The organism is Ignatzschineria indica (genome assembly GCF_003121925.1).
Taxonomy (GTDB): domain Bacteria; phylum Pseudomonadota; class Gammaproteobacteria; order Cardiobacteriales; family Wohlfahrtiimonadaceae; genus Ignatzschineria; species Ignatzschineria indica.
Window position 1 is genome coordinate 253677 of the sequence record NZ_QEWR01000002.1, and the last position, 23188, is coordinate 276864.

Consider the following 23188-nt stretch of genomic DNA (forward strand, 5'->3'; position numbering starts at 1 on the left):
TCGATATAAAAAGTGAGGAAAAGATGAAAGTATTAGAAGGTCAATTAAGTATTCAGGGTAAAAAAATTGCGATTGTTGCAGGTCGTTTCAATAGCCTTATTACTAAGCAGTTGATTGAGGGTGCAAGAGATGGACTAGTGCGGAGCGGTGTTTCAGAAGAGGATATTACCCTCGCTTGGGTTCCGGGCGCTTATGAGATCCCTTTAATTGCGAAAAAATTTGCAGAGAAGAGCGATATTGATGCGGTGATCTGTTTAGGCGCTGTTATTCGTGGCGCTACTGCCCATTTTGAGTATGTTGCCGGAGAAGTTGCAAAAGGGGTAAGTCGTGTTGGTTTAGAGAGTGGTAAACCTGTGATGTTTGGTGTTTTAACAGTCGATACCATTGAACAAGCGTTAGAGCGTGCTGGTACAAAAGCAGGGAATAATGGTTTTGCTGCGGCGATGGGTGTTGTGGAAATGTTAAGCCTTATTGATGAAATCATCTAGCATGCAAGAGTGTTTTTAAGGTTTCCTTTTATTGTGTAATCTTGCTATCATGAGCGCGGAATAAGGTGCAATAACAAAGAACAATAAAAGAGAATAAAACAAAGTTATTGATAAAAGCCTTAATATCAAGTTTTTAAAGGATTTAGCAGACTATTTTTTTATTAACTTAGGAGGTCAACATGAGTAATGTAAACTCATTAAATACTCTCTCTACCTTAAAAGTAGGGGATAAAGAGTATCACTACCACTCAATCAAGAAAGCGGAAGAGAAATTAGGTGATCTTTCTCGTTTACCGAAATCGATGAAAGTTCTTTTAGAGAACTTACTCCGTTTTGAAGATAACGTTACAGTGAATGCTGACGATATCGCTGCAATTGGTGAGTGGGCTAAAAACCGCACATCTAAGCGTGAAATTCAATATCGCCCTGCACGTGTTTTAATGCAAGACTTTACCGGTGTACCTGCTGTTGTTGACTTAGCAGCAATGCGTGACGCGATGGTTAAAGCAGGTGGCGATGCAAAACATATCAATCCATTAGCACCAGTAGACCTTGTTATCGACCACTCAGTCATGATCGATAAGTTTGGTACAGATGCCGCGTTCGAAGAGAACGTTAAGCTCGAGATGGAGCGTAACGGTGAGCGTTATGAGTTCCTTAAATGGGGTCAAAATGCATTTGATAACTTCCGCGTAGTTCCACCCGGAACAGGAATCTGTCACCAAGTTAACCTTGAGTATCTTTCACAAGTGGCATGGACCAATGAGAAAGATGGTAAAACTTGGATTATGCCAGATACATGTGTAGGAACTGACTCCCATACACCAATGGTGAATGGTCTCTCTGTTCTTGCATGGGGTGTTGGTGGTATCGAAGCGGAAGCAGCGATTCTTGGTCAGCCTATCTCAATGGTGATCCCTGAAGTAATCGGTTTTAAATTAACCGGTAAATTGAAAGAGGGTGTTACTGCGACGGACTTAGTTTTAACAATTGTTGAAATGCTCCGTAAAAAAGGTGTTGTTGGTAAATTCGTTGAGTATTATGGTGATGGTCTTAAAGAGCTTCCATTAGCAGACCGTGCAACGATCTCTAACATGGCGCCGGAGTATGGTGCTACGGTTGGTTTCTTCCCAGTAGATCAAATCACACTTGATTATATGCGTCTAACAGGTCGTGATGAAGAAGTTATCGCACGTACAGAAAGTTATGCAAAAGAGCAAGGTTTCTGGGGTAATGATCATGATGAGCCAGTATTTACAGATACGCTTGAACTTGATCTTGGTAGCGTAGAGCCTAGCATGGCAGGTCCTAAGCGTCCTCAAGACCGTGTCACTTTACCAAACCTTAAATCAGCATTTGATAAATTTGTTGAAGATTCAAAAGAAGATATCACCCTTTCTGCAGATATCACTTTAGATGGTAAAACAGAGACTCTCAATCAAGGGGATGTTGTTTTCGCAGCAATCACTTCATGTACCAATACATCTAACCCAAGCGTTATGATGGCAGCAGGTTTAGTTGCAGAAAAAGCGGCAAAACTTGGTTTGACACGTAAGCCATGGGTTAAAACCTCTTTAGCTCCAGGATCTAAAGTTGTAAGTGAGTATCTCGATAAAGCAGGCTTAACGAAATATCTTGATGAAGTTGGTTTCAACTTAACAGGTTATGGTTGTACGGCATGTATCGGTAACTCAGGTCCATTAATTAAAGAAGTGGGTGAGTCAATTGATCAAAACGACTTCACAATGGCTGCTGTTATCTCAGGTAACCGTAACTTCGAAGGTCGTATCCATCCACAGATCAAAACTAACTGGATCGCTTCACCACCATTAGTCGTTGCATTTGCGATTGCAGGTACAACACGTATCGATATCTCAAAAGATCCGATCGCTCAAGATAAAGATGGTAATGATGTTTACCTCAAAGATATCTGGCCTTCAAATCATGAGATTGCAGAAGCAGTTGCAAAAGTTGATGGCACAATGTTCCGTAAAGGCTATGAAGGTGTCTTCGACGGTGATGCTCACTGGCAGGCGCTTGATGTTGATAAGACAGAGACATTCCAATGGAATGAGAAATCAACTTATGTTCAACATCCTCCATACTTTGAGAAGATTGACCAACCGGTTGAAGCTGTTAAATCAATCGAAAATGCAAATGTACTTGCATACTTTGGTGACTCAATCACCACAGACCATATCTCTCCAGCAGGGGTAATTATGGCAGGTTCACCAGCAGGTCTCTATCTCCAAGATAAAGGGGTACAGCCAAAAGACTTTAACTCTTATGGTTCACGTCGTGGTAACCATGAAGTAATGATCCGCGGTACTTTTGCCAATATCCGTATTCGCAACAAGATGTTAACAGACGTTGAGGGTGGATATACGAAGCATATTCCTTCAGGCGAAACAATGCCTATCTATGATGCGGCGATGCGTTATGCTGAAGAGAATACCCCATTAATCGTTCTTGCGGGTAAAGAGTATGGTTCAGGTTCGAGCCGTGACTGGGCAGCTAAAGGTCCAAACCTTTTAGGTGTTAAAGCAGTTATTGCTGAGAGCTATGAGCGTATTCACCGTTCTAACTTAATCGGTATGGGTATCCTTGCACTTCAGTACAAAGATGGCCAAAATGCTGAGAGCTTAGGTTTAACAGGTGAAGAGTCATTCTCAATTGCGTTAAATGATGATATTAAGCCAGGTCAAGATATCGAAGTTGTAGCACGTAAAGCAGATGGTAGTGAGGTGAAATTCACTGTTCTTTGCCGTATCGATACTCTTAATGAAGTCGATTACTATAAATCAGGCGGTATCTTACATTATGTTCTTCGTGAGATGATCAAAGAGCATAAATAGTCGGTGACTACTTAAACTGGTTATTATTTAAAGAGAAGAGATGCAGATTCTTGCATCTCTTTTTCTGTTTTATGTGATAATATTAAATGAAAGTTAGTCGTAAAATTAAACGTTAAACTAACAGCCAAACTAACAACTAAATTTAGCAGTTGAGTTAATTATCAAAAGAAAGATCTCGTGAAGGATGGAGTGATCGATCGAGTAGAGAGAGATAAATTAATAGCTGTTAGCAATTGAGTAATCAGGGATAATTAAGGGTAATAAGGAGAAAGATGATGAAGTTAATGACAAAGATGGCTTCTTTATTTGCGATTGTTGCTGTTGTAACTGCTTGTTCTACTTGGGATGGGATGAGCAGTAAGGAGAAGGGAATGGTGATCGGCACAGGTGCAGGGGCTGTTGCCGGCGCTGCAGTGACAGATACAATCTTAGGAACAGGTATTGGCGCTGCAGTCGGCGGTGTTATCGGTAATGAAGTAGGTAAAGCACTCTAATATTTTCAAAATCGCTTATATCGATTATTGAATGAGTAACTTAAAGAGTAATTATAAAGTGTAATTATAAAGTGTAATGAGACCCGTAGAGTGTAATCTATTCTACGGGTCTATCTTTGTGTTAATTATTTCATGATCATTTATCGATCTTTATGGGGTAACTCACTATTTTGGCGGCTCTCCCAACGCTTTTTAGCAAGAAGGCGCATATCGGGCACAATATCATGTTCATCAAGAATCTCTTCACCAATCAGTCTCTCTAAGATATCTTCTAAGGTGATAATACCGAGCCATGTCCCATACTCATCATAGATAAAGGCAAGGTGTTGTTGCTCATCAAGAAGTTTACGAAATGCATTTTTAACGCTGATTGTATCGGGAAAGACTAAGGGTTCTTCTGCAAGATCCATAATCTTCTCCCCCTCTTGCGCAACCTTTAGGAGATCATGCCGGAAAAAGATCCCTAAAGGATTCTCTGCATCATCAATAATGGGGTATCGTGAAAATTGATGCCTCTCAATCAGATCGGTCAAACTCTCAGGGTCGATATCGGGCTTAATTGCAGTTGTCACAACACGTGGTGTCATAATTGAAGTGATATCAACTTCATTGAGATCTAAGACATTAGCGATCACCTGTTGCTCTTTTGTCTCTATCTTTCCAAGCTCTTTAGCAAGTTGTGATAGCGCTTTAATCTCTGCTCGTAGATTGATCTCCTCTTTATGATTACCAATAATGCGTAAAATTCGATCGGAGAGCCAAATAAAGGGGCGTAGAAGAAGAATCATCGGATTGAGGATCTTCGGCAATGCCGGCGCTATTTTTCGCCAATATTTTGCCCCCAATACTTTAGGAATAATCTCTGAAAGGATCAGAATCAGAATCGTCATAATCGCCGAGGCGATACCTAAGTAATGGCTACCATAAAGCGCTGTCACTTGAGCGCCAACGCCGGCAGCGCCTGCTGTATGCGCAATTGTATTGAGCGTTAGAATCGCAACTAATGGCCGATCGATCTTATCTCTTAATGCCTTTAGTGCAATATAGAGCTGTGGCGAGCGACTCTTCTGTTGTGAGATAAAAGTGGGGGTTAATGAGAGTAGGCTTGCCTCTAAAATAGAACAGAGAAATGAGACCGCAATCGAAATAACAACGATAAAAATGAGTAGAACCATAGTGACTCTAAAAAGAAAAAGAAGTATCGATTATAACGAATTATTCCTCTGTTTGCTGTGGTAATCATCTTATAATGAGATTTTCTGATCTTTACTATATTGATCTAGGCCCGATAAAATAGAGACTTCAGAGATTTGATATAGATTACTTTTTCAAGTATCTCTTTTTTAAGAGATAATTGCTCATAGATCGCGATAAATAAAAGTTATGAAGATCTTTTTAATAAAATTAAAGAAAGTTATTAATATAATTCATTTTAATAATCAAACCTAACGTATTATGCTGTAGTTGTTGAGCGATAAGACTTAACAGTGAGCTTGAGTGAAATCGCTTAAGCAGTAAGACTTAACCGAACTCTTTAACTTCAGCAGAAGGATAACTTTATGAGCGATAAAAAATATTTTACGACCGCAGCAGGCGCACCTGTAGCTAACAACCAAGATTCTTTAACAGCAGGTCGTCGTGGACCGATGTTATTACAAGATGTCTGGTTCTTAGAGAAATTAGCCCACTTTGATCGTGAAGTTATTCCTGAGCGTCGGATGCATGCGAAAGGATCAGGCGCTTTTGGTAAATTTACCGTTACCCACGATATTACCCAATATACGAGTGCCAAAATTTTCTCTGAGATTGGTAAAGAGACAGAGATGTTTGCTCGTTTTTCAACAGTTGCCGGAGAGCGTGGTGCCGCAGATACAGAGCGTGATATTCGTGGATTTGCCCTCCGTTTCTATACCGAAGAGGGAAATTGGGATTTAGTGGGTAATAATACACCGGTCTTCTTCTTCCGTGATCCATTAAAATTCCCTGATCTTAATCATGCGATTAAGCGTGATCCCCATACTAATATGCGTTGCCCTAATGCTAACTGGGATTTCTGGACCTCTCTGCCAGAGGCTCTTCATCAAATTACCATTACAATGAGTGACCGCGGTATTCCAAAATCATATCGTCATATGCATGGATTTGGTAGCCATACCTTTAGCTTTATCAATAAAGATAAAGAGCGTTTCTGGGTCAAATTCCACTTCCAAACGCGTCAGGGAATTGAGAATTTAACGGATAGTGAAGCAGAGAAGATTGTTGGTAAGGATCGTGAAGCGAGTCAGCGAGATCTTCATGATGCTATTAAAAAGGGTGATTATCCAAAATGGGATATGTTTATTCAGGTAATGACACTTGAAGAGGCAGAGAAGATGCCATACAACCCATTTGACCTTACAAAAGTTTGGTATAAGAAAGATTTCCCATTGATTCCTGTGGGTACATTTGAGCTTAACCGCAATCCGGATAATTATTTCCAAGATGTTGAGCAAGCGGCATTTAACCCTGCGCATGTTGTTCCTGGTATCGGTTTTTCACCTGATAGAATGTTACAAGGTCGACTCTTCTCTTATGGAGATGCCCAGCGTTACCGCTTAGGGGTGAACCATCATCAGATTCCTGTAAACTCCCCGAAATGTCCGGTACATAGTTACCATCGCGATGGTGCAATGCGAGTGGATGGTAACCAAGGTCGTCGTATTGCTTATGAACCAAATAGCTATAGTGAGTGGACAGAAGCACGCCATCTTGAAGAGCCAGAACTCGATCTTATTGGACCTGCAACCCGTTGGGACTTCCATGAAGATGATAACAATTACTTTGAGCAACCTGGAAAACTCTTCCGCTTAATGACACCAGAAGAGCAACAACGCCTCTTTGATAATACAGCTCGAAATATGGGTGATAGTGAAGAGCATATTAAAAAGCGCCATATCTACCACTGCTATCAAGCAGATCCAGCTTATGGTACCGGCGTGGCAGAAGCTTTAGGAATTGATATTAAGAGTGTTATTACAGCATAATTGATGTAGACTAACATGGCTGAGATCTGATCGATTGTTGAATATATCGCCTTCTCCTCTTTGGATAATTTTAGAAGAGGAGAGATCAGATCTAGGAGTGATTTGAGTGAAAGAGGGATGTTGTATCCCCTCTTATTGGAAATGCCCCATCTCTACAATAGATCTAATGTAATGATATGATCTACCGTGGAAAGTGGGGCATCTTTTTATCCTATTATTTTACTATCTGATTATTCTTATAAAGTAGAGGCATCAATGAGTCGATGCCTTTTAATAAATATCTTTAATATAGAATCTTCAATATAGAGTCTTCAATAGGGAATAGAGGATATTGAGTAGAAACGTTACTTCTCTAGCTTTTCAGCAGGCGCTTTATGGAAGCGAAGAAGTAGATAACCTAATACTCCAGAGAGAAGAGAACCTAAGAAGACACCAATCTTACTTAGATCTTGCAATTCAGGTGAGGTAAAGGCCAACATACTGATAAAGAGACTCATCGTAAAGCCGATCCCGCAGAGAAGGGCGATACCATAGACTTGTGTCCAACTCGCGCCGCTCGGACGTTGGAATATCCCCAATTTTTCGCCAATAAAGACCATACCAAAAACGCCCACCTGCTTTCCGACAAAGAGACCTAAGGTAACGCCTAAAACGACAGGATGTGTCAACATCGAAAAATCGAAGCCTTTCAATGAAACGCCGGCATTGGCTAAGCCAAAAAGTGGAATGATTAAGAAGCTGACCCAATTGCTAAGAGCGTGCTCCCATGCAATGAGAGGTGTTTCCCCTTTCTTATTCTCTTTAACGCCATTGAGCGGAATGGTCATCGCTAATACAACACCGGCAAGCGTTGCGTGAATTCCTGATTTTAAGACGACAAACCAGAGAATAGCACCAATGATAATATAGACGATTGGTTGTGTAATTCGGCGATAGTTACAGAAGATTAAGATGATCACGCAGATGAGCGCCGCTAAGAGATAGCTAAGCTGTAAGGAGTCACTATAAAAGATCGCAATAATCAAAATAGCCGCTAAATCATCAATAATGGCTAAAGCGGTTAAGAAGATCTTAAGAGATACGGGGACACGACTTCCTAAGAGTGCAACAATTCCAAGTGCAAAAGCGATATCTGTAGCTGTGGGAATTGCCCAGCCATGAAGCGCGACAGGATCGGTACTATTGAGTCCAAAGTAGATCAGTGCCGGCACCGCTAACCCTGCAAAAGCAGCTAATCCAGGTAAAATACGTTGAGCATTGGTTGCAAGCTCTCCACTGATGAATTCTCGTTTCAATTCGAGTCCAACATAGAGGAAGAAAATTGCCATCAAAGCATCATTAATCCAATGAAGTACCGATAAACCGGCAACATCACTATTTAGAATAGAGAAATAGAAGTCTGATAATGCACTATTGGCGAGAATAAGCCCAATAATTGCTGAAAGCATTAAAATGATGCCGCCTGCAGTTGGAAGTGTGAAAAAGTACTTAATTTTTTGATACATCTTGGCTCCTAAAGTGAGTCAGGTGTTTGTAATTTTCATTGATATTTTCAACGCGAAAAATCAGTGTACTAAAATTTTTAGCGACAAAATATGGAAATTTATACAGTTTATGGTTAAAAATTAAGCAATATAAACCTCAAAATGGTATCAAATCGAGTATCTCAACTCTCCTAGAAGGGGTTAGCGAATATCCATGCCTCATGAAAATTACCGATTTTACAAGGCTTAACTGATGATTTTGTTACAATATTGCGGGACAATTTCAGAAGCAGGGCCATAATAAGCTTCATCAAAGAGGCTTGCTCCTTGGGTCGGTTCGAGGTTGAGTTCTACACTATGTGCCCCCACCATCTTCGCAATCTCTACAAAGCCGGCAGCAGGATAGACATTTCCAGAGGTACCAATAGAGAGAAAAAGATCAGCCTCTTCTAAAGCTTGATAGATTCTCTCCATCTCTAGCGGCATCTCCCCAAACCAAACGATATGAGGGCGCAGATAACCTCGTCGTTGGCAGCAAGGGCAGAGGCTCTCCTCTGTTACGGCACTTTTCCAATCGAAGATCATTCCACTTTCTAAACAGCGAACTTTAAGTAGTTCCCCATGCATATGGATCAATCTCTTTGAACCGGCACGTTCATGAAGATTATCGACATTTTGTGTAACAAGGAGAAAATGATCCCCTAATCGTGCTTCCAAATGAGCGAGGGCAAAATGTGCTGCATTGGGTTTAACTATCTCCGATTGCAATTGCGCCCGGCGATCATTATAAAATTGTTGTACCAGTTGCGGATTTCGTTGAAATCCTTCGGGAGATGCCACCTCCTCAATAGGGTGATTCTCCCAAAGACCATCGGCTGCACGAAAGGTGCGAATACCAGATTCTGCTGAGATGCCGGCACCGGTCAATACAACAACTCTCGGCGTCTCTTTAATGAACTGTTTTCCAAGCTGTTCAATATAGAATTCTCTCTTAACCATTAATTTCTCCTCTATAAAATCTATGTTTTTTATCTATGTTTTTTAATTTCAGATTAAGGTTAGTCTCTGTCATGATCTCTTTACATATTTACATCTAATTGATTTAAAATCACTTTAATTGACCAAATAACTTTATTTGACAATATTTTTATGTAGGATAATGACATAAATTGAAACAATGTTAGAATGTCGACATTAGTTGAGCGAGAGATGATTGAAGCTTTACCGAAGTTTTATTGAAGCTTTGTTAAAGTTCTATTGAGAAGTTCTATTGAGAAGTTCTATTAAAATTTAAAATTTTAAGATTTAGGGTAAAAAAAAGAGTTATGGGTACTATTCTGATTAAAAATGGCATCATTGTTGATACTGATCATGAGTATCGGGCAAACCTGCTGATTGAAGGGGAGAAGATCGTTGCGATTACTGATCAAACTCCAAATGCCGATGAAGTCGTTGATGCTGAGGGAAAGTATATCCTTCCCGGTGGCATTGATGAACATACCCATTTAGGCTCCTTTGGTGGTATGGGGTTTGAAACAACCCATGCCGCACTTGCCGGTGGTACAACGATGGTGATCGATTTTGCACCGATGCATGAAGGTGAGACCTTTAGTGATGCGATTGAAGCGCATGATCAAACAGCGGCGGGGATAGCAAGCTGTGATTATGCATTTCACTCAATGGTGATGGGCGGTGGGCATAAAGGGCTCTTTGATGATATAAAAAACCTCCCAAAACATGGGGTCTCCACTATTAAATTATTGATGGGGTATAAAGGTAGTGAGTATTACTCAAATGATGAAACCATTATGCACTGTATGCGAGAAGCGAGAAAATATGGGATCACCACCATGCTCCATTGTGAAAATAGCGATATGATCTCCTATTTGACAGAGATCTTAGAGAAAGAACATCCAGAGCAGACGATAGATCACTACTACTCACGCCTTCCTATTACTGAGGTAGAGGCAACACGTCGGGGGATCGATATGGCGATCTTAACACGAGCGCCACTCTTTATAGTCCATGTGACGCTCGAAGATTCGATGTTAGCGATTCGCGATGCCTATCAGAAGGGGTATCCGATCTATGGCGAAACATGTACGCACTATCTCACATTACATAAGTCCTACTTAGGGCTTCCCCATTTTGAAGGTGCTAAATATGTTTGTGCGCCCCCATTGAGGGATAAATCGAATCAAGAGCCCCTATGGGAAGGACTTCGCCGGGGCTGGTTAACGGCGACGAGTTCGGATCACTGTGCTTTAGTGGGGGGCTTTCAGAAGAAGAAAGAGGGATATGGTGATTTTGCAAAGATTCCTAATGGTGTTCCTGGAATGCAGGAGCGTATGTCGATGCTCTGGACTTATGGTGTAGAAGCGGGACATATTAGTCGCCAGAAATTTGTGGAGATTACGGCGACAAATCCTGCAAGATTACTCAATATTCCCCATAAAGGGCGTATTGCAGTTGGGTGTGATGCCGATATTTTGATCTGGGATCAAGATTATGAGGGGGAAATTCATAATAAAGATCTCTGCCAAGGTATCGATTACTCTGCTTTTGAAGGGTTTAAAATCAAAGGTCGAGCTGATAAGGTCTTTCTACGTGGCCAACTGATGGCAGAGAAGGGAAAGTTTATTGGTAAGAAGGGTGAAGGAAAGCGTCAACATGCCAAACCTTTTGGTTTTTGTTTCGATTATCTTCGACGCCCACTTGTTGAGCCACGCTCTTCCTAGAAGAGGCGAGTGGCCAGAGTTGTAGAATAGAAGATAGATGAGACTTAAGATAGTAAAAAGCGTACTTTTTAGTGCGCTTTTTACTGCGTTATTATCTAGAGTTATTATCTAGAGCTACATCTAACTATAGAATAGATTTAATTATATCTAGCCACCGCAACAGCTACTTTTCATTTTGTCGCTCTTGATCTCTTCTGCTCTCTGCTGCTCTTTTTCCGGCTGTAGTGATAAAGGGGAAGATAGTGAAGTCGCAAGTGAGTTATTGGCCGTTGCTCTTTGATCTGAATCTTCAACTTGGCTATTGGCCGGGGTTAGGGCATACTTTCGATCTTCTCGTCTGCAGTTACAATTTTTACAGGTACAGGTTCCCGGCGGACAATCACACATCACCTCCTCAACGGCAAAAGCTTTTTTAGCTTCTAATGCCTTCTCAATCTTCGCGATATCATCGAAGGAGAGTATGCGGTTTTCGATCATCTCGACAATACGACTCCCCACCTTTCGAGCACAGATATGAGTGGAACTCTCCCCGATATTTCGGCTACGATCACCTTCTGCGATTGTGGGAAAGTAGACATTATAGCGACCCCGTTTTCGGATACCGACAACACCTTTACTCACTAAACGGGAGAGCATTACTTGAATGGTATTTGGTTTCCAATCGGTTGATTTACTTAAGATCGTAATCATCTCTTGGCTTGTTGCTTGGTTTTGGGACCATAATACCTGCATGATGGTATATTCTGCTGGTGATATCTTATTTTTTGTCATGATCTCCCTCAATCAGCTCTATAAATTTATCGGCAAATAGATTTGTAAAGATCATTATAGATCAAAAGTGACCTCTATTGATGAGGAAATAGGATAAGCTTACTATTAGTTTAATATCAGTTTAATATCAGCTTAACTTTCACTCGATAATTTAATCATTTATGATCGTTTCTATATGAATCTAACGAGCGTTGAGAGATTTTAAGTTATACTAACAAGTCATGCTAATAAGCTATATTAGCTTCTTTGACTGCCGATCGATGGGAGATTGAATCGAAAATATGCCAATCAATTCATTTCAAGAATTTCAGCACTCATTAGAGCGTGATGATCGCTCTTTGCCACTCTATCAGAAGATTAAAGAGTTTATTCTCGAAAAGATTGCCATCCGAGAGTGGTTGCCACATCAAAAGCTTCCTTCCGAAAATGAGATCTCGGCTATTTTGAATGTTAGCCGAATGACAGTGAATCGAGCTTTTAAGGAGCTTACGGAGGAGGGCTATCTCTTTCGTGAAAAGGGATCGGGTACATTTGTGGCAGAACCATTTCAGCTTACCCCTTTTTTTGAACTATTTCCCATCTCTCAAGAGATTGCCATTGAGGGGAATCAATACGGTGTTCTGATTCTTGAGCGCAAACGTCTCGCCTATGATGAAGTCCCTTTTGCCTCGCTCTTTCAGCTTTCTAAAGAAGAGGCGGCAGAATTTCCTTTTCTTTATAGTGAAATCCTCTATCTTAGTAACGGTATCCCGATTCAATATGAGCAACGAACATTATTAGCCGCTTTTGCCCCTCGCTATGAAGAGGAGCACTTTACCCATCATTGTAGTAGTGCCTATCTTCTCAATTTAGTGCCGGCACTCTCCCAAAAGCATCGTCTCGAGGCGATGATACCCTCTCCTGAACTGAAGAAAATTTTGAGTATTGAGGGGGAAGAGGCTTGCTTTAAAGTGATTGAAAAATTGCAGATTCAAGGAAAGCTCCGTTCCTACGCAGAACAATTCTATCCGGCATCGCGATATCAATTCCATAGTAAAATTTGATTCTTATAATCTACTTTTCAACTCTACTTTTCAAAAGCTCATTTTCAAAAGCTCATTTTCAAAGTCTCATCTTCAAAACTTCATCTTCAAAATCTGATCATTAGAGCCTAATCTTCAAAGTCGAGCATTCAATATATCGGTAAGTGGTCCATAATCGATCGGCAGTAGATCATTGATATTGATCAGTTATTTATCACTCTTTGACCTCTATCCCCCTCTTTTTTAAAAAGAGTTGCCGGTAGGGCTTTATTATTTATTTTTTTAGAGCTAGACTATACCCCTATAGTTAACAAGCTGTATAGACAACTATACACTATAATCCTGTATATACAACTTGTAAAATATAGAAGCAAAAAATAATAAGGACATAAAAGAGAATATTAATAGAAGTGATTGATCCCTAAAAGATCGATCAAAAAAGTAGAAATAGGGGACAGAAATGATTGATATTACGTTGCTTGCAGCGGTGTTTTTGGTAGGGCTTAATGGTTCGCTACATTGTGTGGGGATGTGTGGGCCGATTGTCGGTATTTTAGGGATGAATACCGATGCGAATACTCATAGTAAGCGTATTGGAACAGCCATTTGTTATAACTTAGGACGAATTTCCACCTATGTGATCTTAGGATTTGTTGCGATGCTTCTCTCTGTTGCGATGCAAGATCTCAAGCCATTACAGATTGTGATTCGTTACTTTTCAGGAATGATTATGCTCTTTGTGGCGTTACAGTTGATCGGCTTTCCACAATATCTCGCCTTTATTGAGAAACCGCTCAATAAGCTTTCTCGCCCGATCTCTCAGTTAACGCGCAAATTCTTTCCCATTAAGACCTTAAAAGGGGCCTATGTTGCCGGACTTGCTTGGGGGCTACTCCCTTGTGGCATGGTCTATATGGCATTTGCGATGAGCTTAGGAGTGGAGAATGTTTTAGCAGCACCATTAGTGATGCTCTTTTTTGGATTAGGAACGTTACCGATGATGTTGACCTTAAGTGTCTCTGGAAACTTCTTTGGGAGCTTCTTTAGCTCTCCAAAAGCACGCAAGATTTCCGGATTATTGGTGTTAGCGATGACCATCTTCTACATGGGATCGATGTTGATGAGCGATCTTGGGATCGGCGGTGGTCATGATCATCATGGACATGGCATGGATCATTCAGCGATGGACCATTCACAGATGGATCATGATGCGATGGGGCATGGGGCAATGGATCACTCGCAGATGGACCATGGTGCGATGGGGCATGGAACAATGGACCACTCAGAGATGGATCATTCAGAGATCGATCATAGCACGATGCATCATTAAAAAATTTTTCGGCTTAGGACTCCTCAAATTAAGAACGCTCAAATTAAGAATTCTTAAATTAGGAGAACTCAAATCCTTAAGCCTTTTATTAACTTAACCTCCATCGATCATTGAAATGGAGAAAAGTATGTCAGTTGAAGGAAGCTCAATGAAACAGAAGAGATTGTGTCTCGCACTCTTTGCGATTCTTATCCCCCCATTGTTTGCCGATGAAGTGAATCATCTACCGCAAGAGGTTGCTCTAGAGGAGAGATTAACGGCATTAGATGATATTCAGGTGATTGCTAAGATCTCTGATCAGCCAAATATTCAATATATCAATCCCAAAGAGGCGATACAGCCGGCACCGGTGCAAGATGGTACAGAGCTATTGCGCTTAATCCCTAATATGAGTGTTGCTCGTAAAGGGGGCGGCGGCGGTGAGCCGATCTTCCGTGGATTGGGCGGATCTCGTCTACGTATTTTGAGTAATGATCATCAAATTCTAGGTGGATGTGGCGGACGAATGGATCCCCCAACCGCTTATATCTATCCTGAATCATATGATGAAGTGATCTTTATTAAAGGGCCACAAACAGTAAAATATGGCCCGGGAAATATTGCCGGAGTTGCTCGTTTTATCCGTAATGATCTTCGTTTTGATCAACCGACAGCTAAATTGAGCGGTTCCCTTTTAGGAGGTTCCTTTGATCGAATTGAATCCTATGTTGATGGGATCATCGGTAATGAGTGGGGCTGGATTCATGCCAATGCGACCTATAATCGCTCACATGATTATAAGGATGGTGCCGGCGATAAGATCCATTCTAAATATAAACGGGATAGTCAAACGATAGAAGCGGGCTTAACCCCCACCGAGAATACCTTGATTGAAATAGGTTATGATCGTAGCCGTGGCCATACCTACTATGCAGATCGCATGATGGATGGTATCAAGTTTGATCGTGATAGCTGGCGCTTTAGAGTGAAACAGGAGAATATTACCGATTGGTTACGCACGCTCCAATTTGAGTATAGCCATAATAAGATTGATCATGTGATGGATAATTACACTTACCGAATTTCACCAAAGATGTTTGCGGTAAGTAATCCTGCACGGACAACGCAATCGGCAAAGCTCTTTGCAGAACTCTCTTTAGGAGATCATGAGACAACAGTGGGGATCGATTGGCTCGATGATCGCCATAAGTTACGAATGACCGGTATGAAACCCAATTTAGCAGCTGCCGCTAACTACCATAAGATGCCTTATCAAGCGAATCAAAAATTTAAGAATTGGGGCATCTTTATTGAAGATGAGTGGTTCCTCAATGATTCACAGAAATTGGTGATGGGATATCGTCATGATCGTTATGATGCAAAATATAATCCCGATTTTGGCAAAGGAAGTAAAATTGCACCCCAATTTCATTCGAAACGTTACAATCTCGATTCTGCATTTCTCCGTTATGAGCATCGTTTAGGTGATTGGTTACTACATGCCGGTTACGGTATGGCGCAACGTGCGCCCGATTTCTGGGAGAGAAGTAAAGATAATGGTGAACGTCTTAAGAAAGAGACTAATCATGAGATCGATCTAGGGGTTATCTTCCAAAATGAGACATTAGCCTTCTCAACAACACTCTTTGCGAGCAAAATGAAGGATTATATCTTGATCCAAGAAAAAGCAGCTCGTAATATCGATGCTGACCGTTACGGCATTGAAGCGCAAGTGCAATGGAATATGAGCCAAAATTGGCGCCTTAGCAGTAGCATTGCTTACACTTATGGAAAGAATAAAACCGATAATCGCCCATTAGCACAAGTTCCCCCTTTAGAGTGGAATAGCTCCCTTCAGTGGCATGATGAGCAATTTAGTGCCGGGATTGTTTGGCGAGTGGTGAATTCGCAACATCGTTATGCAAAAGGGCAAGGGAATATTTTTGGTACCGATATCGGTCGTGGTGCCGGCTATGGCACGGTTGCGCTTAATGCTTCATGGAAGGTACGCAATGAGATGACCATTATGGCGGGCGTTGATAATCTCTTTAATAAAAATTATGCCGAATTTATCAGTCGTGGAACGCATGATATTGCAGGTTATAACGTTCAGAATAAAACTCGTATTAATGAGCCGGGAAGAAGCCTTTGGGTCAGGATGAATATTGATCTTTAGATAGTCATCTTAATTCTCTATTGGATGGGTATTTTGGGATATCTATTCTGAAGTGGTATTAAAAATAATATGTTTAAATTCTCTAATATTGTGATCTTTGCCGGAGTGTTACTCTTTCACTACGCGATTTTGCAACGACTCTTGATCGCTCCCCCTGATCAGATCGTTAAGCAGGATCTAGCAGCGGCAGGCACAATATTAGAGATCTCTTTAATTCCTGAGATGCGGATGGAGAGTGCCTCCGTAAACTTACCATCAAGTACAACATCGGTTGTAGAGCAAGAAGAGAGTGAGAAAGCGCTCGAAAGCTTTGAGCCGGAGAAAGCAGTTGAATCTATAATAGCAGTTGATCAGCCAGCCGAAGAGAGTATTGAAAAAAGGGTGCAGGAGCCATTAACAGCACCTACTCAAAATCTCAATGAGAGTAAGCCGAAGAAGAGTGAGCCTAAACAGAGTGCGCTAAAGCTTGAAAAAAAGCCGGTGAAAAAGGAAGAGAGGAGAGAAGAGAAAAAGCAGGGTAATAATCCAAAAGCGAACCGTAGCAATAATCGTAATCCCGGTGGGAGCGATCTTAGAAATCAAGCCTTTGTGCCGCCATCGCATCAGGGAGCGGCACTAGGCAATCGTAAACCGCGCTATCCAGAGCTTTCGCTCCGGCGCCGAGAAGAGGGGCAAGTCACTTTAGTGGCAACAGTACTCCCTTCAGGACGAGCGAAGAGTGTTAAAGTGCATAAAAGTAGTGGTTACCCACGTCTAGATGAAGCTGCCCTAAAAGCGGCGAAAGAGTATCGCTATCAGCCGGCACAAAAAGAGGGCAAAGCGATTGAGTATGATTATCTCTTTACCGTAACTTTTAAGATTGAAAAACGATAGGTCGATTAACGACAGATCAAGAAGCGATTTAATCATCGAGCGTAGAGATCTAGGCTCTCGATGAGTAACGATCCCCTAGTAATATTGATAGATTAATAATGCATCCTATCAATTATAAAAGCCGACATGATGATAACGATCATGCCGGCTTTTCTTTATTCTCTTTTCTCTGATCTCTCTATGGAGCTCTTGAGCTGATCCTTTAACGGGGCTCTATTGATATAGGATAATCGATAGAGCCATCAATATTTTAAGGATCAGGCTTCAATCATCAATCCAATCATCCAATCACCCATTTAGCGATTAATGCTTAAAGAGCATCAGAAATAGTGCCGTTACGGCAACGGCATCTAAAATGAGAAGCAGGATAAGATAGAGGAGTTCATCTCGTCTAAAGAGTCGCTCTTTTTCCTTTTGAGCCTCGGTTGTTTCAATTGTCCCATTTTGTGTTGTACGACTCTCCTTTTTCGCCCAGATATAGAGCGGGACACCGAGCGTTAATAGTAATGGAATGACAGCAACATAGAGCGGATTACTCGCATAGAGCATAAAGGCACAGAAGAGAAAGCCGACCAAACCACTCATAAGCGCTAAGATTCTCCGCTTCTTAATCACCTCATTATCCCCTTTTAGGGCATATTTAAAGAGGAAGAGTGTGGTTGCAAGATATGCCGGAATCACCATCACCGAGGTAATATCAACCATTGTGTTCCAAGCATTTTTGGAGAAGTAGACCAAAATCATCGCAATCTGCATAATGGCACTACTAATCAAGAGGGAGTATTTCGCTGCGCCGCGACCATTTTTAATGGAGAGGAATTTAGGGAAGGTTCCATTTTCAGAAGCAGCCATCGGGATCTCAGCACAGAGCATGGTCCAAGCGAGCCATCCTGTCATCACCGAGATAATTACGCCGATACTCATAATCATCGAACCGGCCTCACCAATAACGAGCTTTAAAACCTCTGCCGTAGAGGGTGTTGCCATCTTCGCTAAAGTATCTTGACTCGCCACACTATAGGGCAAAATAGAGAGCGCAATATAGATAAAGAGACTTAAGAAGAAGCCGATCAAAGTGGCTTTTCCTACATCTTTGGGATTTTTCGCATTCCCAGAGAGGACAACGGCACCCTCAACCCCTACAAAGACCCATAAAGTTACCATTAAGGGATTAGTGATCTGTCTCCCCGGTGAGCCAAGCTCGCTCATTGTATGGGGATCATTCCCCCAGAAGTTATGTGTCAAATTACTATAATCGAGCATAACGCCCACAACGATAATAAAGATTAGAAGGGGAATGGTCTTGCCGATCGTCCCGATAAAGTTGATAAAGCCGGCAACTTTTACCCCGCGACTAACGAGTAGATTATAGCCCCAGATCAGAATCGAGCCACAGATGATGGAAGTTAGATTATTACCATTAGTAAAGACGCCCGGGAAGAAGGTATTGAGCGCATCCATTAAGATCACGGCAAAAGCAACGTTACCAAAGATCGTCATCAGCCAGTAACCCCAAGCGACTAAAAAGCCGGCAAAGGGATTAAAGCCCTCATGAGCATACATATAGATTCCCGCCTTTAGATCTGGACGCGCATTTGCCAAGATACTAAAAGAGTTTGCGATAAAGAAGAGACCAATACCCGTAATGATCCAAGCGATAATCGCCGGACCGGGTGCTGAATATTGTGCGATATTTTGGGGCAGACTATAGACGCCACCACCAATCATCGAGCTCATAACAATTGCAATCAGGGCAATTAAGCCCAACTTACCACCTTTTGATTGACCCATTATTGATGAATCCTCATTTTCTGAAATTGAATAATAAAGTTTACCGATTAAACAAACAGATTAGATTCTCTCGTAGCGTCATCTGCGTTCGATCTGTTAAATAGATTAAAAGAGCGAGTCAAGCGCTACGAGATCATTATTACAGTTTTACCCAACCTCCCCAGACGGAGATTATGCCGGCAATCGCTAATAGCAGAAGGATCAGAAGATAGAGCACTTCCACTTTTTGAAAGATCGGCGCACCATCTCTCTTCTCCCAGCGAGACCAGATAAATACCGGAATTCCCAATGCTAAGAGGACGGGAACCATTACCACATATTGAATACCGCCGGCATAGAACATAAAAAGGCCAAAGAGAAAACCGATCAAACCACTTAAATAGGCAAGCGTTTTACCTTTTTTCGCATACTTCTCATACTCTTTTTGCGTGCAGAGCTTAAAGAGGAAGAGCGTAGTCCCAAGATAGGCCGGCAACATAATAAGGCTTGAGATACTGAGCATTGTTTGCCACGCATTATTGGAGAAATAGACCAATAACATCGCCGCCTGCATAATGATGCTACTGACGAGCAGTGAGAATGATGGGGTCTGATTCTTATTTTGCTTGGCAAAGAGCGAAGGGAAGGTTCCATTTTGTGCCGCTGCCATCGGGACTTCTGCACAGAGGAGTGTCCAAGAGAGCCAGCCGACAAGAACGGAGATCATCAGCCCAATATTCATCAACCATTGCCCCCAATTGCCAACAGCTTTACCCAATACGCCGGCAGTGGAAGGATTGGGAACTTCTGCAATCTCATGTTGCGCCATAAAACCAAAGGGAAGGATCGAGAGCAGAATATAGATCGTTAATACTACTAAAAAGCCGATTAAAGTAGCTTTCCCGACATCGGCAGGATTTTTCGCTCGGCCTGAGAGAACCACAGCCCCTTCAACACCGATAAAGCACCATAAGGCCACTAACATTGGTGACATAATCTGCTTAGGAATAGAGCCAAGATCCTCACTAGGTGCCGGCGCACTATGACCCCAGAAGTTCTCCGTAAAATGGCTGAACTTAAAGAAGAAGAGCATAATAATGATAAAGAGCGTTAAGGGGATAAGGTTACTCATCGTCCCGACCATATTGATAAAGCTCGCTGTCTTGATACCACGAAGAACTAAGAAGTAGTAGAGCCAGATCAAAATGGAGCCGAAGATAATGGAGTTGAGGTTATTCCCCCCGGTAAATTTCCCCGGGAAGATATAGTTCATTGCATCCATCAAGATAACGGCAAACGCGACATTCCCAAAAGCGGTCATGAGCCAGTAGCCCCAAGCGACGACAAAGCCGATAAAGGGGCCGAAACCTTCACGTGCATACATATAGACACCCGATTTTAGATCGGGGCGAATATCGGAGAGAATACGGAAGGAGTTAGCGATAAAGTAGACGCCAAAGCCGGCAATCAGCCAAGCGATAATAATGGGGCCTACAGCGGAGTGGAGCGAGGTGTTTTGGGGCAAACTGTAGACCCCACCACCGAGCATCGATCCGACCACAATCGCGATAAGGGCAAAGAAGCCAAGTTTAGAAGCAGGCTTCGGTGCTTCTGCTGCATGCTTTTTCATGATTAATCTCCTTTAACCACGTGCTGTACGGATGGCATGAGAGCGCTGTTTTCTAAATTTCACCTTCGGTTGCGCAGGTTCTCGCTCTTCCTCAACAATTGCTCGAACCCAGAAATCCCCCGATTCATCGATATGTACCCCTTGTAGCTCATGCTCAAATCCGGGGAATGCTTTATCAAATTCTTGCAACGCTTTAAGGTAAGCAATTACGCCGGTATCCTCTTCAGAGAGGCGCTCACCCGGCATTAAGACCGGAATTCCAGGTGGGTAAGGGGTTACCATTGTGGCGGAGATACGACCTCTAAAGTCATCGAGCTTCACTACCTCAGTCTGATAACGAACCACTTTCTGGAAGGCTTCTGCCGGCGTTAACTCGGCAATAGGCGCACTATTGACGGCATTATTGATCTTCAACATCATCTCTTTCGATTTCATCATCTCATGCATCTTTTGGCAGAGTGCTTTGAGTGTGATATTACGATAGTGATCCCCTTCTGCTGCGAGAGAAGGAATCGCTTCAATCGCGAGAGTGTCATTGTCATAGAGCTTCTTAAACTCAAGCAGAGCTTCCACTAAGGTTCCCCATTTTCCTTTTGTTGTCCCGACAGAGAAGAGAATTAAGAGGGTATAATCACCGGTTCGTGCAATCTCAATCCGGCGATCATCGAGGAAGCGAGTCATAATATAGCCGGGAATTCCTCTCTCTTCATAGATCCCTTGTGCCGTAATGCCGGGGCAGGTGATGGTCACTTTTACAGGATCGAGCATACTATCGGTATCGGCTAAATCTTCATCGCTAAAACCATGCCAATCTTCACCTGCACGCAGTTGCCAAGCGCGGGGATCATGAGTTAAAAGCTCTATCGGCGCCTCTTCAAAGCTATAGTGACGATTCTCTTTCTCAGAGTAGATTTCGCACGGTTGGAGCAGATCGAAGAACCAAGATTCTTCACCCTCTTCCTCCTGCAGTCGGCGTTTAATAGAGACAATCGATTTTCGGAAAGCGATCGCCTCTTCTAGTGACTCTTGTACTAAAGAGTAGCCCGATTGACCACTCATCATATTAACGGCAACATCGATCGATGCAATGATCGGATAGTAGGGCGAAGTGGTGCCATGCATCATAAAGGCATCATTAAAGTCTTCAAAATTGAGTGGCGCTCGATCACTCTTCTTCACATGAATCATCGACGCCATTGAGAGTGCCGGCAACATCTTGTGGGTCGATTGTACGGCAAATATTGTCGGGCGATGGGGATCATCCTCTTCAACATCCATCGCAAAACGTGCTTTATAGAGAGGATGAAACTTTGCATAGGCGTACCAAGCCTCATCAAAATGGATACGCGGGACCGATTCGCCAAGATGAGAGACCACATCTTTAACGTTGTAGCAGAATCCATCATAAGTACAGTTCGTGACAACAGCATAAGTGGGCGCCGGTGAGATAGCATCCTTTGTTAAAGGACTTGCGGCAATTAAGCTATCGATATGATCTTTGGTTAATCTTTTTGTCGGAATCGGGCCGATCAGACCGAAGCCATTTCGTGTCGGTTGAAGATAGACAGGACGCGCCTGAGAGAGTGTTAAGGCGTGATTGATCGATTTATGACAGTTGCGATCTACAGCCACCATCTCATTAGCACCTACGGCACCTTGCGCCACGATTCTATTGGAGGTAGAAGAGCCCCCGACACCATAGAATGTCCAGTCAGCCCCAAACTCTTTTGCTGCGATCGCTTCTGATTTTTTCGGTGGTCCTTCATGGATCAGATAATCCCCCATCTCCGCCGTAGCAACACCAATATCGGAGCGGAACATATTCTCCCCATAAAACTTAAAAAACTCTGCGCCAACAGGATGTTTTAGATAAGCCATTCCCCCCATATGCCCCGGACAATCCCAGTAGTAATCACCATCTTCGGTAAACTCTTTTAAAGTCTTAAAGTAGGGTGGCAGCATCGCTTCATAGTGGCGACGAATTGCTCGGTCGATGCGATTGGCTAAAAAGGGAGGCGTTTCTGAATAGAGATAGATATACTCCTTCATCTCTTTAAGGAGATCGATCGGCAGATTATGAGTAATCGATTCAACCGAGAGGAGAAAGATGGGCGTTTCCGGATTTCTAGCGCGAAAAGTGGTTAAAAAGTGTAGAGCATCAACGGCATCTGTCTCTTTACCACCCCAAAAGAGTCCAACACCTCCAAAGTGAGGCGTCTGCGCAACGATTGCCGTTGCCTGTGGTAGAGATTCAACCACTGTAAATTGATACCCCAAAGCACTCAAAGCACTCTGTAACTCTTTCAATCGTTCATTGAGTCTATGGGAAGGATGATCGCTATAATCGGAAAAATCATTAATAAAAAGAATATCTCTATTATATTTCATCTTAAACTCCTCATTAAATGGATGAAGTCGTTATCTCATTAACAATATATAACAATTTCAGATAAAAATTTATATTGTTTTAGCGCATTTAAGCTCATTTTTAGGGATATTTACCTTAAATAAAGAAATCATGATATATGTCAACTTATACCAATAAATGAGAAAGA

At 42.2% G+C, this 23188-nt stretch carries 16 protein-coding genes; 9 read left to right on the forward strand and 7 right to left on the reverse strand.

The window, feature by feature from the left end; translation table 11 throughout:
- The first annotated feature begins 23 nt into the window (after positions 1-23).
- The 3 genes from ribH (at position 24) to DC082_RS01375 (ending at position 3837) form a co-directional block, all read left to right on the forward strand.
- Positions 24-488: a 6,7-dimethyl-8-ribityllumazine synthase gene (gene ribH, locus DC082_RS01365; protein WP_094568007.1), complete on the forward strand. Its 465-nt coding sequence runs from the start codon at positions 24-26 to the stop codon at positions 486-488.
- Between the two features lie 179 nt (positions 489-667).
- Positions 668-3343: an aconitate hydratase AcnA gene (acnA, locus tag DC082_RS01370; protein ID WP_109235426.1), complete on the forward strand. Its 2676-nt coding sequence runs from the start codon at positions 668-670 to the stop codon at positions 3341-3343.
- A gap of 272 nt (positions 3344-3615) precedes the next feature.
- Positions 3616-3837: a glycine zipper 2TM domain-containing protein gene (locus DC082_RS01375; RefSeq protein ID WP_275665686.1), complete on the forward strand. Its 222-nt coding sequence runs from the start codon at positions 3616-3618 to the stop codon at positions 3835-3837.
- A gap of 140 nt (positions 3838-3977) precedes the next feature.
- Here the strand turns inward: DC082_RS01375 and DC082_RS01380 are convergent, their stop codons facing one another.
- Complete coding sequence (locus DC082_RS01380) at positions 3978-5012, reverse strand: CNNM domain-containing protein (protein ID WP_109235428.1); 1035 nt, start codon at positions 5010-5012, stop codon at positions 3978-3980.
- Positions 5013-5396: 384 nt separating this feature from the next.
- Here DC082_RS01380 and DC082_RS01385 point away from each other — a divergent pair, with 384 nt between their 5' ends.
- Positions 5397-6860, forward strand: a complete 1464-nt coding sequence (locus DC082_RS01385) for a catalase (RefSeq protein ID WP_109235429.1) — start codon at positions 5397-5399, stop codon at positions 6858-6860.
- Between the two features lie 344 nt (positions 6861-7204).
- Here the strand turns inward: DC082_RS01385 and nhaA are convergent, their stop codons facing one another.
- Complete coding sequence (gene nhaA, locus DC082_RS01390) at positions 7205-8365, reverse strand: Na+/H+ antiporter NhaA (RefSeq protein ID WP_109235430.1); 1161 nt, start codon at positions 8363-8365, stop codon at positions 7205-7207.
- A 225-nt stretch (positions 8366-8590) separates the two neighbouring features.
- A complete protein-coding gene (cobB, locus tag DC082_RS01395; RefSeq protein ID WP_109235431.1) occupies positions 8591-9343 on the reverse strand; it encodes a Sir2 family NAD+-dependent deacetylase in 753 nt (250 codons plus the stop codon).
- A gap of 326 nt (positions 9344-9669) precedes the next feature.
- Between cobB and hydA the strand changes: the two genes are divergently transcribed.
- Entirely contained in the window at positions 9670-11082 is a 1413-nt protein-coding gene (hydA, locus tag DC082_RS01400) for a dihydropyrimidinase (RefSeq protein ID WP_109235432.1), read from the forward strand.
- Between the two features lie 147 nt (positions 11083-11229).
- Here hydA and DC082_RS01405 read toward each other — a convergent pair whose 3' ends face one another.
- Positions 11230-11853: a CopY/TcrY family copper transport repressor gene (locus DC082_RS01405; protein ID WP_109235433.1), complete on the reverse strand. Its 624-nt coding sequence runs from the start codon at positions 11851-11853 to the stop codon at positions 11230-11232.
- Positions 11854-12134: 281 nt separating this feature from the next.
- Between DC082_RS01405 and DC082_RS01410 the strand changes: the two genes are divergently transcribed.
- The 4 genes from DC082_RS01410 (at position 12135) to DC082_RS01425 (ending at position 17233) form a co-directional block, all read left to right on the forward strand.
- Positions 12135-12896: a GntR family transcriptional regulator gene (locus DC082_RS01410; RefSeq protein ID WP_109235434.1), complete on the forward strand. Its 762-nt coding sequence runs from the start codon at positions 12135-12137 to the stop codon at positions 12894-12896.
- Between the two features lie 439 nt (positions 12897-13335).
- Complete coding sequence (locus tag DC082_RS01415; protein ID WP_109235435.1) at positions 13336-14205, forward strand: sulfite exporter TauE/SafE family protein; 870 nt, start codon at positions 13336-13338, stop codon at positions 14203-14205.
- 148 nt (positions 14206-14353) lie between these two features.
- Positions 14354-16360, forward strand: coding sequence for a TonB-dependent copper receptor (locus DC082_RS01420; RefSeq protein WP_109236159.1), 2007 nt, complete (start codon positions 14354-14356; stop codon positions 16358-16360).
- Positions 16361-16429: 69 nt separating this feature from the next.
- Positions 16430-17233, forward strand: a complete 804-nt coding sequence (locus DC082_RS01425) for an energy transducer TonB (RefSeq protein WP_109235436.1) — start codon at positions 16430-16432, stop codon at positions 17231-17233.
- A 303-nt stretch (positions 17234-17536) separates the two neighbouring features.
- Here DC082_RS01425 and DC082_RS01430 read toward each other — a convergent pair whose 3' ends face one another.
- From DC082_RS01430 to DC082_RS01440, 3 genes are all read right to left on the reverse strand, one after another.
- Positions 17537-19024: a basic amino acid/polyamine antiporter gene (locus DC082_RS01430; RefSeq protein ID WP_109235437.1), complete on the reverse strand. Its 1488-nt coding sequence runs from the start codon at positions 19022-19024 to the stop codon at positions 17537-17539.
- A gap of 139 nt (positions 19025-19163) precedes the next feature.
- On the reverse strand, positions 19164-20633 hold the full coding sequence (locus DC082_RS01435; protein WP_109235438.1) for a basic amino acid/polyamine antiporter: 1470 nt from the start codon (positions 20631-20633) through the stop codon (positions 19164-19166).
- 12 nt (positions 20634-20645) lie between these two features.
- Entirely contained in the window at positions 20646-23021 is a 2376-nt protein-coding gene (locus tag DC082_RS01440) for an Orn/Lys/Arg family decarboxylase (RefSeq protein ID WP_109235439.1), read from the reverse strand.
- Positions 23022-23188: the final 167 nt, after the last annotated feature.